Raw genomic sequence first — 12,400 nt, 5'->3', positions numbered from 1 at the left:
GACCCTTCGCGGGCGCCAGCCGACAGCGCCGCACGCAGGCGCCCGGCGGCGCCCATGTTGTTCGACCGCCTGAGGGAAGGCGCGCCGCAGCGCGGCGCCGCTCACGCCGACGCGCTGCTCGATGCGGTGTTGCGCGATCTCTCGTGGCTGCTCAACACGGCCTGCGCGCTCGACGAGCGCACCGCGCGCCGCTATGCCGAAGCTGCCCGCTCGGTGCTCAACTTCGGCGTACCGGCCCTGGCGGGCACGCCGCTCTCCGGCATCGATACGCAATATCTGGAAGACGCGTTGCGAGAGGCGATCGTGTGCTTCGAACCGCGCCTGCAAGGCGGCAGCGTCGAGGTGCGCTGCGTGAGCGACGCGCCGCGCGCAAGACGGCACAACGTGCTGACCTTCGAGATTGCCGGGCGCCTCGCCTGTTGCGACCCGCCGCTTGCCATGCTGGTGCACACGGAGCTGGACCTGGATTCCGGCGTCGCGCTGCTGCGGCCGCTGGGCGGTGCCCCGCAAGCCGCGACCGACGATGCCCGCCCGCGACGCTAAGGAAACGCTGCCCTATGGATGCACGCTTTCTCGAGTACTACAACCGTGAGCTTGCCTGGTTACGCGAATCCGGCGCGGAGTTCGCGCGCCAGTATCCGAAGGTTGCGGGCGGCCTCGGCATGCACGGTATCGACGTGGCGGACCCGTTCGTCGAACGGCTGCTGGAGGGCTTCTGCTTTCTCACCGCGCGCGTGCAACTGAAGATGGACGCGGAATTTCCGCGCTTCTCCGAGCGGCTGCTCGACGTGGTGTACCCGGATCACCTCGCGCCCACGCCGGCGATGGCGGTCGTCCAGTTCGAGGCCGATTCCGCGCAAGGCTCGCTGAGCCAGGGATTCACCGTGCCGGCGGGGACCAGTCTGATGGCGGCTGCGGCCGGCACCGCGACGGCCTGCGAATTCCGCACCGCGCAGCCGGTCACGCTGTGGCCGCTCACGCTGCGTGCGGTCGAACTCGCGCCCGCGCCCGCGGGCGTGCCGCCGCTTCCCGGAATGCCGCGTGCGGGAGCGGGTAACGGCGGGGGTGGCGGCGCGAGCCGGGGCGCCGGTCCGCTGCGGGCTTTGCGTATCACGCTGGCGGCGCGAGGCGGGGCGCGGCTGAGCCAGTTGCCGCTCGACCAGTTGACGTTCTTCCTCAGTGGCCCGGATCGTCAGGCAATGCGTTTGCTCGAACTCGTCTGCGCTCGCTCGCTCGGTGTCGCGCTGCGCGAGGGCAACGAGGGCAACGAGGGCAAGTGGCTCGACGTACTGGGGCCGCAATGCGTCGTGCACGAGGGATTCGACGCGCAGCAGGCGCTCTTTCCGCCCGGCGCGCGCAGCTTCGAAGGCTACCGGATTCTGCGCGAGCATTTCGCGTTCGCCGCACGCAACCTCTTTTTCAGCGTGAGCGGTCTGCGCAGCGCATTGGCCAACGCGGGCAGCGACAGCGTCGACCTCTTCGTGTTGCTGGACGGCGACGACGCCGACCTCGAACGCAGCATCGACGCGACGCATCTCGCGCTCGATTGCACACCCGCGATCAACCTGTTCCCGAAGCGCACGGAGCGCGTCCCCGTGACGCCCGGCGCGAGCGAGTACCGGCTGATGGTCGACCGCACGCGCGCGCTGGACTACGAGGTATTCGCCGTGAAGCGCGTGATCGGCCATCGCGCGGGCGCCGACGGCGACTGCGATTTCCTGCCGCTCTATACAACGGCCGCCGACGACGCGCAGGAAACCGGCGCCTGGTTCAGCCTGCGGCGGGAGGCGCGGCTCGTCGGCACGCAGGCGCGGCGCAGCGGAACACGCTCGAACTATACGGGCTCCGATGTCTACGTTTCGCTCGTCGATCGCCGGCGCGCACCGTTCGACGAGCGTATCGCGCTGCTATCGGCCGACACCCTTTGCACGAACCGCGACCTGCCGCTGCATCTTGCGTCTGGCAACGCCGGCGATCTCACGCTGAGGATCTCCGCGCCCGTGAGCCGCGTGCGCATCGTGCGCGGTCCTTCGCCGCCGCGCCCGCCGCTCGCGCACGACGACGCGACGTGGCGGCTCATCGCGCATCTGGGGCTCAACTATCAGCCGCTCGCCGACGTCGAGGACGAGGCCGGCGCCCAGCGGCTGCGCGAGCAACTGGATATTTACGCCGATCCCGCCGATGCGCCGCTCGCGCAGCGCATTCGCGGCATTCGGGGTCTCGCGTGCCGGCCGGTGTTCAGACGCCTGCCGGTGGCCGGGCCGCTCGTCTACGGGCGCGGCGTGCGCGTGGAGATGACCGTCGACGACCATGCGTTCGCGGGCGACAGTCCGTACGCGCTCGGCGCGGCGCTCGAGCAGTTCTTCGCGCGGCATGCGTCGATCAACGCGTTCGTCGAATTCGCGCTGTACTCGGCGCAGCGCGGCGAGATCGCCGAATGGCCCACGCGGATCGGTCGCAGGCCAGCGGTATGAATCGATCATCAGGATTACGGAGCATGAGCCGGAAAGCACCGATCCCCGCCGGCCAGGACCGGTACCAGAGGTTCTGGCGGCAGCTACGGGCCGCGCCGCACGAGCATGACCTGTTTCATCTGCTGCGCTGGATCGACGCGCTGGCAGGCGGCGAAGCGCCGCTCGGCGAGGCGCAGCATCCTGCGGGCGAGCCGGTGCGGCTCGGGCAGACGCCGTCGCTGTCGTTTGCGCCTTCGATGGTGGCGGCGGTCGATGGCGACGAAGACGGGCGCGCGCTGGACGGACCACCGCGCGTGCATATATATGGCTTCGGGCTGTTCGGCCCGAACGGGCCGCTGCCACAGCACGTGACGGAGTATGCGTACGAGCGCGTCCACAGCTTCGGCGACAACTCGATGGCCGCGTTCGCCGACCTGTTCCATCATCGGCTGATCGTGCTGCTCTATCGCGCCTGGGCCGACGCGCAGCCGGTGGTCGGCCTCGACCGGCCCGGCGAGTCGCGTTTCGACCGCTATGTTGCGAGCCTGATCGGCCTCGCCGGCGCGCGCAACGCCGCGCCGCCGTTGCATGCTCGAGACGCGCCGGGGCGCCACGCGAAGTCCTTTCAGGCGGGTCACTGGGTGCGCCAGACGCGCAACCCCGAAGGGCTCGCGCAAATACTGCGCCACGACTTCGGCGTGCCGGTGCGCATCGTCGAACATGTCGTGCGCTGGATCGCGCTCGACGAGCGTCAGCGCAGCGCGATTGGCGCCGTGCGAGGCCCACGGCGCGGTGGCGGACAAGTCGCGCGCCTGCGTGCGGCGGCCGCGGCGCTCGGCGAGGGCGCGCTGCTCGGGCGTGCGGTGCGCGACGCGCAGGGCAGCTTCCGCATCGTGCTGGGGCCGCTGCCGCTCGCGCGCTACCAGGCTTTCCTGCCCGGTGGCGCAGACTCCGCCCGGCTCGTGCATTGGGTGCGCGAGTACATCGGCGCCGAGTTCGGCTGGGACCTGCAACTCGAACTGGCCGCGTCCGAGGTGCCCTGCGCAGCGCCCGGCGGTGCGGGCAGGCTCGGTTTGTCGACCTGGCTCGGGCGGCGCCTGAGCCGTGAACCCGCGCGCGACCTCGTGGTCGATCTGGTTGCGCGTGCGCAAGGAGGCTGACGCGTGGCGCGCATCTTCACCCTCGAAAGTCCGTCAGGCGACGATCTCAAGTTCCACCGCCTGAACGGCGAAGAGGCGCTCGGGCGTCCGTTCGAGTGGCGCATCGAGGCGCTTGCCGCGAGTCACAACGTGTCGCTGCGCGAACTGCTCGGCAAGGCGGTGACCGTGCGCGTCGAACTGGCCGGGGGCGGGGAGCGCTACCTGAACGGGATCGTTTCGCGCGCCTCGCTGGTCGGGCGCCATGCCGAGCGTTACTACGCGTACGAGTTGATCGTGCGGCCGTGGCTCTGGCTCGCGAGCCGCAGCGCCGACTGCCGCATCTTCCAGGAAAAAAGCGTGCCGCAAATCGTGCAGCAGGTGCTCTCTCCCTATGGTTATCCGATAGAGAACCGGCTGACCGAAACCTATGCGCTGCGCGAGTACTGCGTGCAGTACAACGAGACCGATCTCGACTTCGTCTCGCGGCTCATGGAGGCGGAAGGCATCTATTACTTTTTCCGCCATGAGGCCGGGACGCACACACTGGTGCTGTGTGACGCAATGGCTTCGCACAGCGATCTGCCTGGCTACGCGACGATTCCGTATATCGGCCGCGACCGCGCCGCGATCGCCGACGAGGAGCACATCGACAACTGGCAGCCGGTTCAGGAGGTGAGCGCGGGGCGGCGCGAGGCGAGCGACTACGACTATACGAAGCCGCACGCCGACCTGGGCGTGCAGCGCGCCGAGCCGCGCGGCCACGATCACGACGACTATTCGGTGTACGAATGGCCGGGTGGCTATCGCGACGATGCGCACGGCGCCCAGCGCAATCGCGTGCGCCTGGAAGAACTGCAGGGTATCTACGACCGCGCACAGGCGCATACCGACGTACGCGCCAGCGCGCCGGGGTACCTTTTCGAGCTGGAACGCTGCCCGCGCGCCGACCAGAATCGCAAATACCTGATCGTGCGTTGCACCTACCGCTTTCAGGAGAACCCATATGCAAGCCACACGGGCAACGAGCCCGTGCTGCACGAGGCCGATCTGCTCGCGCAGCCCGACAACCTGCCGTACCGTACGCCGCGCACGACGCCGGTGCCGCACACCAACGGCCCGCAGACGGCGGTCGTGGTCGGGCCGCCCGGTGAGGAAATCTGGACCGACCGCTATGGCCGGGTGAAGCTGCAGTTCCACTGGGACCGCTACGGTCGGCGCGACCAGGACTCGTCGTGCTGGGTGCGCGTATCGAGCCCCTGGGCGGGCGGCGGTTTCGGCGGCGTGCAGATTCCGCGCATCGGCGACGAGGTGATCGTCGATTTTCTGAATGGCGATCCCGATTATCCGATCGTGACTGGGCGCGTCTACAACGCCGCGAGCATGCCGCCATGGAGCCTGCCGGCGAGCGCGACGCAAAGCGGGCTGCTCTCGCGCTCGACGCCCGGGGGCGCGGTCGAGCACGCGAACGCGCTGCGCTTCGAGGACCGCAAAGGCTCAGAGCAGTTGTGGATGCACGCCGAGCGCAATTTCGACGCGGAGACGGAACTCAACCATTCGCTTTCCGTGGGCCACGACCATACGCACACGGTCGGCAACGACGAGACGATGCAGGTGAAGAACAACCGGCAGCGGAGTGTCGGGCAGAACGAGACGGTCAACATCGGGCAGCATCGGGTCGCACAGGTCGGCGGGAACGAGACCACCAGCGTAGGCGGAAGCCATAGTGTCACGGTAAAGGGCGACAGCACGCATACGGTCACCAACGGCAATCACAGCTTCACCGTGGCGAACGGGACGCATACCGTGCAGGTCGAACAGACCAGCACGCATGCGGTGGCCGCCGGTTCGCGCATCGTCGATGTTGCCGTGGGCGACTACAGCGTGACGGCGGCAACCGCGGTGCTCCTGTACGGCAAAAAGCAGGGTGTGGGCATCACCGGCGACGGCGGTGTCGGCATCACGGGCAGCAAGCTCGGCGTCGACGTGACCGGGAACGATGGCGGTGTCGGCATCACCGGCGATGGCAAGGGCCGGGGCGTGGCAATCACCGGGACCGGCAAGGGCGTCGTCATCACCGGCACCCCTTTTACGGAAGTCTATGGCACGACCAACGTGGACATCTCGGCCCCCACCGTCAACGTGGGCGATCAGGACGTCAAGCAGGTCAACATCAACGCGAAGAAGATCGTCATCTCGACGCAAGGCGCGAGCATCGCGCTCGACGCGTCAGGGATCACGATTCAGGGGACGATTGCCCATATCAACTAGTCGCGCAGGGAAATGGAGAGGATCTTATGGACACTCACGCAGATCAGACCGATGAAGCGATGGCAACGCAAGCCGCGTCCATCGATCCCGGCACCATCGACGACGCTACACGCGCGAAGTTGCGCGCCCTGTTCGACGCGGGCACGGCCCCCGGTCCGGCAGCGCCCGCGCGAGGGCCCGCCATCGAGAGGCTGCTCGCAGGCGAGGTGACCGACACCCATCATCCGGACAGCCCCGGCCGGGTGCGGGTGCGCTGGCACTCCGCCCAGGGCGACGCCGTGGAGTGCTGGCTGCAATGCCTGCGCGGGCAACGGCCGCGCAGGGGCGATCGCGTGCTCGTCGAGCAGCCGGCGAACTGGCCGGAGGCGCTTGTCACGGGGATCCTTTCAGCAGGCCCCGCAGCGGGCGAAGCGGGCATCGCCGAGTCGCCGGGAGTGCACAGCGCAACGCACGCGAGCCAGATCGTCAAACTCGCGCCCGACGAATGCGTGCAGATCGACGACGCACACGGCAAACCGCTCGTGCAGATTCTCGCTTCGAGCGCGGGGCCGGTGGTTCGCCTCATGAGCCCGAACGTCAACCTGGAGGCCGCGGGCAAGCTCAGCCTGCGCGCGCGCACGCTGGAACTGGAGGCTGGCCGCGGCGGTGTCGATATCCGAACCGAGGCCGATACGGTGGTGCGAAGTCGCTATATCCGCTTGAACTGACGTAAGAGAGTTTTGGCGATGCAGCGTGAATTTTCCACCAAGGATGCGGCGCTCGGCGAGTTCATCGAGCAACCCGATTACCCGACGATCGTGCTCCGCGCAACCGATCTCGACACCGTGCTCGCGTTCAAAATGCTGCATGAGCGCGACCGGCGCGATGCACAGCGCGTCTATCTGCTGTTTCCGTTCGAGTGCGACGCACCGGGCCGCTATCTAGAGCAGTGCATACAGTCGATCGCCGCGCAGATTGCCGCCGAGAATCGGGTGCGCGCGGACGAGCACGACGAACCGTGGGCCGAGCTTCCGCTGGTTTGCACCGATCCAGCGCAGGCTCCCGCACGGCGGCTTAGAGCGGCGATCGAGCACGTGCGCACGTTGGTGGCGAGTGGCGTGGTGATCGTCTGGGGATTCATGCCTTCAACCGTTGCGGACGCAACCGGTTACCGGGAAACGGTATTGCGGCTGCTCGCGCTCGATGGCTTTGAGGCGTGGATGGAGGGCCACCGTTTCTGCCTTCGTGACGATCCCGCGCGGCGTTTTCTGCTGCCGCACGATCAGCGCGAGAAGGCGCAACACGTGCTTGTGCTCGACCTCGACTTCTCTCCAGAAAAGACCGCCGATGCGCTGGTTGGCGCGATGAACGACGCGGCCCGCCCGCTGGCCGAGCGGATGCAGGCGGCGACGCAACTGGCCGCGCTCGATCTCACACACGGCCGCCTCAATCAGGCGCTGGAGAAATATCGCTTGCTGTATGGCTGGCATTGCGAGCAGCGCAACCCGCTCGGGAAGGCGCTGGCGCTGGGCGGTATCGGCGATGTTGCGACGCGCAGCGAGCGGCATGCCGACGCGAGCCGCTGGTACGCGCATGCGCTCGATGCCGCGGCGGACAGCGGCAACCTTGGCGTGACGCTGAATCTGCTCATGGCGTCCGGCGAATCGTGTCTGCGTCTGAGGCAGCCCGCGCGTGCGATCGAATATTTCGAGCTCGCGAGCCGCTGCGCGGACAAGCTGATGTTCCCGCACGGGACCGTCGCCGCACTGGAGAGGCTCGGCGTGGCCCTGCTGGGTGCGCATCAGACCGTCGACGCCGCGCGCACGTGGACCGATGCGAAAGCGCTTTGCGAGCGCTTTCGCTGCGAGCATCAGCGCCGCTCGCTGCTCGAACGGCTGGCCGCGTTGTACGCGCAGGCCGGGTTGAAGACGCAGGCCAAGGCGTACGAATTGGAGAAAGATCGGATTCCTGTACATCAAGAGGCGGCGCACGCGGCAGCACTGCGCCGCGCGGAGGAGCGCGATTCGCGTCGATAAATGAGCACTCCACCCGGTAATTCGTCCAGTCCCGCAAGCGAGGCCAGCGCGCCGACGCCACCGCCCGCTCCGCTGATCGCGCCGACCGGCAACACGTCTGTCGATTCGCTTACGAGTGCGGTTAACGCCGGCGCACAGCCATTTCAGCAACTCGGCAATCCGAAGGCCAACACGCTTGACCGCATCACGAATGTCGTGAGTGGCGCGGTGGGCAGCCTGGGTGCGCTCGACCAGCTGTTGAATACCGGCATGGCGCTGATTCCCGGTGCGAACCTCATGCCCGGCATGCCCGCGGCGTTCATCGGCGTGCCGCATCTCGGGGTGCCGCATGCGCACGCGCACCCGCCAAGCGATGGCGTGCCGATGCCGAGTTGCGGCATGACGATCGGAAGCGGCTGCCTGAGCGTGCTGTACGGGGGCATGCCCGCTGCACGGGTGCTCGACATCGGCCTCGCGCCCACCTGTGGCGGCTTTGCGCCCATCTTCGAGATCTGCACCGGATCGAGCAATACCTTTATCGGTGGCGCGCGCGCGGCGCGCATGGCGCTGGACCTGACGCGTCACTGCAATCCGCTCGGCGTGAGCGGCGCGGGGCACGCCGCGCAGGAGGCTGAGAAGGCGAGCGCACTGAAGCGTGCGATGCACATTGCCGGGATGGCGGCGCCGGTGGCCTCCGGCGGGCTGACGGCCGCCGACCAGGCCGTGGATGGCGCCGGGGCGGCCGCCGTCGAGATGACGGCGGCGCAGACGGCGGCAGACGCGATCGCGATGGCGATGAGCAATCTGATGGGCAAGGATCCAGGCGTTGAGCCAGGAATGGGAACGCTGATCGATGGCGATGCGAGCGTCCTGATCGGCGGCTTCCCGATGCCTGATGCGCTTGCCATGCTGATGCTGGGCTGGGGACTGCGCAAGAAGGCGCACGCGCCAGAAGATGCCGGGGAGTCCCGGCGCACCGAGCAAGGGGAGTGCAAGGGCGGGCACCCTGTCGACGTGGTCAGGGGCACGGCGGAGAATGAGTTTGCCGACTATGCGACCGTCGACGCGCCCGCATTCAAATGGGAGCGCTACTACCGTAGTGACTGGAGCGAACGGGACGGCGCGCTGGGCTTCGGCTTTCGTCACAGCTTTCAGCACGAACTGCGCGTACTGCGTACGCGTGCGATTTACGTAGATTGCCCAGGCCGCGCCTATGTGTTCCGGCGCAGTGCTTCGGGGCGTTACGAGGATGTATTCGCAGGCTACGAACTTGAGCAGCAGGGGGAGAATCGTTTCGTATTGCTTCACGCCACGCTCGGCGAATTCACATTCGAGCGTGCGAGTGCGGCGCAAGCACCGGCGCGGCTCGTACGCCATGTGCACGAGGGTGTCGAGAGCGCGTTGCGCTACGCAGGCGACGGCACGTTGCGGCGCATCGAGCAAACAGCCCAGCGTGAGCAGCGCCACCGGATGATCGACCTGCTTTACGATGCACGCGGCCATGTCGTGGAAATGCGTGTGACCGACCCTCGAGGCGCGGTTCTGTGCGCCGCCCGCTATCGCTACGACGCCACTGGGTGCCTCGTGGCGTCCACCGATGCGCTCGGCGCCTCGATGACCTACGGCTACGACGCGTGGCGACGCATGATCTGCGAAACGGATGCCAATGGCTATGCGTTTTCCTACCGTTACGACAGCGATGGCCGTTGCGTGGAAAGCGCGGGGCAGGACGGCCTGTGGCGGGTGCTGCTCGACTATCAACCTGGCCGCACGGTGGTTACGCAGGCCGACGGCGGCAGATGGACCTACCTGTACGACGCGGCGCGCACGGTCACGCGTATCGTCGATCCCTATGGCGGCGCGACCGAGCGCGTGATTGGCGACGACGGACGAATTGTCGAGGAAGTTGATTCGGGTGGGCGCGTCATGCGCTGGCTCTATGATGAACGAGGTGAAAATACCGGCCGCCAGGATCGCTGGGGAAATCGCTGGCCCACGCGTGACGAGGCCCCAGTGTTGCCCAATCCCCTTGCGCATGTTGTCCCTGCGAGGCCGCTGGAACTGCTCTGGGGGGATGGCAGACCCGAGGACTTGACGGACAGGTTGCTGCTGCCACCGGAAATCGAAGCAGTCGCGGCGGCCGCTTTCGCACCGAGCGCCGCAGTACCGGAGCCTGCCGAGCAGCGTGATGGAACGGGACGCGTGATCAGACGCACGGACGAATCTGGGCACGCTGAATGCCTGCACCGTGACGCGGCCGGCAATGTGGTGCAGCTGCGCGACAAAGATGGACGCGACTATGGCTACGCCATCGCATCGTGGAACCTGCGTGAAAGCGAAACCGATCCGCTGGGCAACACCGTCCGATACCGGTATTCATCCAAGCAAAACATCACGGCCGTCGTCGATGCGAACGGCAACGAGAGCCGGTACACGTATGACTACAAGAGCCGGCTTACCCGTGTGGCACGACACGACACGATACGCGAATCATACGTATACGACACGGGTGACCGGCTGATCGAAAAACGCGATGGTGCTGGCAACACATTGCTGCGTTTCGAGGTAGGCGAGAACGGCCTGCATAGCAAGCGCATCCTCGCGAGCGGCGAAACCCATACCTACGAGTACGACCGTCGCGGCAACTTTACCAGAGCGTCGACGGATAAGTTCGAAGTCACACTGACATACGACGCGTTTGGTCGGCGCACAGGCGACAAACGCGATGGGCGCGGTGTCGAGCACAGTTTCGTTGGTCAACGTCTTGAGAGCACGACCTGGTTCGGGCGCTTCGTCGTTCGCTACGAAACGGGCCCAAGTGGCGACGTGATGATTCATACGCCGGGAGGGGATGTCCACCGACTTCAACGCGCCGCGGACGGCACGGTACTGCTGCGGCTCAGTAACAGCACCAACGTGTTGTACAAGTTCGATGAAAACGGCCGATGCGCGGGGCGGCTGACCTGGCCCGACGGGCACACGTCGGCCAACCGTTGCGTCCAATACCGGTACAGCGCTGTGGGCGAGTTGCGGCAGGTGATCGACAGCAAGGGCGGCACCACAGAATACCAATACGACGACGCGCACCGGCTGGTCGGCGAGAGCCGTGAGGGATGGGCCTTTCGACGCTTTGAGTACGACCGAGGCGGAAACCTGCTGTCGACGCCGACATGCCAGTGGATGCGCTATACCGAGGGCAACCGGCTTTCGGGCGCCGCGTGTGGTGCGTTTTGCTACAACAGTCGCAATCACCTGGCCGAGCAGATCGGCGAGAACAACCGTCGCACAACCTGGCACTACAACAGCATGGATCTGCTGGTGCGGGTCCAATGGAGCGATCGTCAGGAGAATTGGAGCGCGGAATACGACGGCCTGTGCCGGCGTATCGCGAAAGCGATGGGGCAAGCGCGCACGCAGTACTTCTGGGATGGGGATCGGCTTGCCGCCGAAGTGGCTCCGAATGGACAGCTAAGGATCTACGCCTACGTGAACGAGACATCATACCTGCCGTTCATGTTTATCGATTACGACGGTTGTGACGCTGCTCCGGAGTCTGGTCGGACCTACTACGTCTTCTGCAATCAAGTCGGGCTGCCCGAGTGGATTGAAGATTTTTCGGGAGGGTGCGTATGGGGTGTGAACGAGATCGATCCTTATGGGGCGATATGCGTCGCACCAGACAACGAACTTGAATACAACCTTCGCTGGCCGGGTCACTGGTTCGATCCGGAAACAAATCTTCACTACAACCGGTTCAGGTCGTACAGCCCGGTGCTCGGAAGATACTTGCAATCAGACCCGGCAGGGCAAGCCGGCGGGATTAACCTCTATGCGCATACCGCTAACCCACTGGTTCTCATTGACGTTTTGGGCCGTGAATGCCCACATGGTAACGAAAGTTCGAGCGAGTGTTCGCAGTGCGCGGACAGGGAGGAGGCGGAGCGAATTAACGCGAAGATGCTGCAATTAATATCGAAAAAGATGAGTATCGAGGACGCCGTTACTGGCCATCCAGGTGAGCTGATCCCACTGCCTCACTTCGAGATAGACAAGGAATATAGCCACTACGCGAAGGAATATAAACAGCTTCTTGCGGATATCGACGCGTTGGCAGAGGCCAGAGAAGATGCCTTGCTCAGAGAGCAGTTCCCGTCCATGGACGCTGTCACGCTCCCACCGTTCGATGGAAAGACCACTATTGGCTATATGTTCTACACGGACGAAAATGGGCAGTACCACGTTAGAAAGCTGTACTCGGGAGGCAAGGTGCTATCGAACTACGACTCTTCGGGTCACGTTGAGGGCATGGCGGCATTGATCATGCGAAACGGGAGGATCACCGAGGCTGTGGTGATGCACAATCACCCGAGCGGAACATGCCATTATTGCAATGGGCAAGTGGAGACTCTGCTTCCGAAGAATGCGAAACTGAAGGTCATTCCTCCAGCGAACGCGAAAGCGCCGACGAAGTACTGGTACGATCAGCCTGTGGATTACTTGGGAAATTCAAACGATCCTAAGCCACCGTCGTAAAAGTAGGGGGTAT

7 protein-coding genes are annotated in these 12,400 nt (G+C 65.7%); all 7 read left to right on the top strand.

The annotated features are described in order from the left end of the window. Positions 1-54: 54 nt before the first annotated feature. Genes tssE through VSR72_RS11465 form a run of 7 tightly spaced genes read left to right on the top strand, consistent with a single transcriptional unit; the run spans position 55 to position 12,387 of the window. Entirely contained in the window at positions 55-543 is a 489-nt protein-coding gene (tssE, locus tag VSR72_RS11495; RefSeq protein WP_342952497.1) for a type VI secretion system baseplate subunit TssE, read from the top strand. Between the two features lie 14 nt (positions 544-557). Continuing rightward, positions 558-2,474 carry a type VI secretion system baseplate subunit TssF gene (gene tssF, locus VSR72_RS11490; RefSeq protein WP_342952496.1) on the top strand — a complete coding sequence of 639 codons (1,917 nt, stop codon included), beginning with the start codon at positions 558-560 and terminating at the stop codon, positions 2,472-2,474. Between the two features lie 23 nt (positions 2,475-2,497). After that, positions 2,498-3,613, top strand: a complete 1,116-nt coding sequence (gene tssG, locus VSR72_RS11485) for a type VI secretion system baseplate subunit TssG (RefSeq protein ID WP_342952495.1) — start codon at positions 2,498-2,500, stop codon at positions 3,611-3,613. Positions 3,614-3,616: 3 nt separating this feature from the next. Continuing rightward, the gene (gene tssI, locus VSR72_RS11480) at positions 3,617-5,860 is read left to right on the top strand and encodes a type VI secretion system tip protein TssI/VgrG (protein WP_342952494.1); all 2,244 of its coding nucleotides are present in this window, start codon (positions 3,617-3,619) and stop codon (positions 5,858-5,860) included. A gap of 26 nt (positions 5,861-5,886) precedes the next feature. Continuing rightward, positions 5,887-6,567: a hypothetical protein gene (locus tag VSR72_RS11475; RefSeq protein ID WP_342952493.1), complete on the top strand. Its 681-nt coding sequence runs from the start codon at positions 5,887-5,889 to the stop codon at positions 6,565-6,567. Between the two features lie 18 nt (positions 6,568-6,585). Next, entirely contained in the window at positions 6,586-7,875 is a 1,290-nt protein-coding gene (locus VSR72_RS11470; protein WP_342952492.1) for a hypothetical protein, read from the top strand. Beyond that, positions 7,876-12,387 (top strand): RHS repeat-associated core domain-containing protein, encoded by a 4,512-nt coding sequence (locus VSR72_RS11465; RefSeq protein ID WP_342952491.1) that lies wholly within the window; start codon positions 7,876-7,878, stop codon positions 12,385-12,387. The last annotated feature ends 13 nt before the right edge of the window (positions 12,388-12,400 follow it).

The sequence above is a fragment of the Paraburkholderia sp. JHI869 genome (assembly GCF_038900775.1).
Lineage (GTDB): Bacteria > Pseudomonadota > Gammaproteobacteria > Burkholderiales > Burkholderiaceae > Paraburkholderia.
The sequence above is the reverse complement of the archived record's forward strand: the minus strand, read 5'-3'. Positions and strand labels throughout refer to the sequence as shown.

What these genes read in the sequence shown, in the direction of transcription:
- tssE (WP_342952497.1), top strand. Translation starts at nt 55, where the DNA reads ATGTTGTTCGACCGCCTGAGGGAAGGCGCGCCGCAGCGCGGCGCCGCT.
- tssF (WP_342952496.1), top strand. Translation starts at nt 558, where the DNA reads ATGGATGCACGCTTTCTCGAGTACTACAACCGTGAGCTTGCCTGGTTA.
- tssG (WP_342952495.1), top strand. Translation starts at nt 2,498, where the DNA reads ATGAGCCGGAAAGCACCGATCCCCGCCGGCCAGGACCGGTACCAGAGG.
- VSR72_RS11475 (WP_342952493.1), top strand. Translation starts at nt 5,887, where the DNA reads ATGGACACTCACGCAGATCAGACCGATGAAGCGATGGCAACGCAAGCC.
- VSR72_RS11470 (WP_342952492.1), top strand. Translation starts at nt 6,586, where the DNA reads ATGCAGCGTGAATTTTCCACCAAGGATGCGGCGCTCGGCGAGTTCATC.
- VSR72_RS11465 (WP_342952491.1), top strand. Translation starts at nt 7,876, where the DNA reads ATGAGCACTCCACCCGGTAATTCGTCCAGTCCCGCAAGCGAGGCCAGC.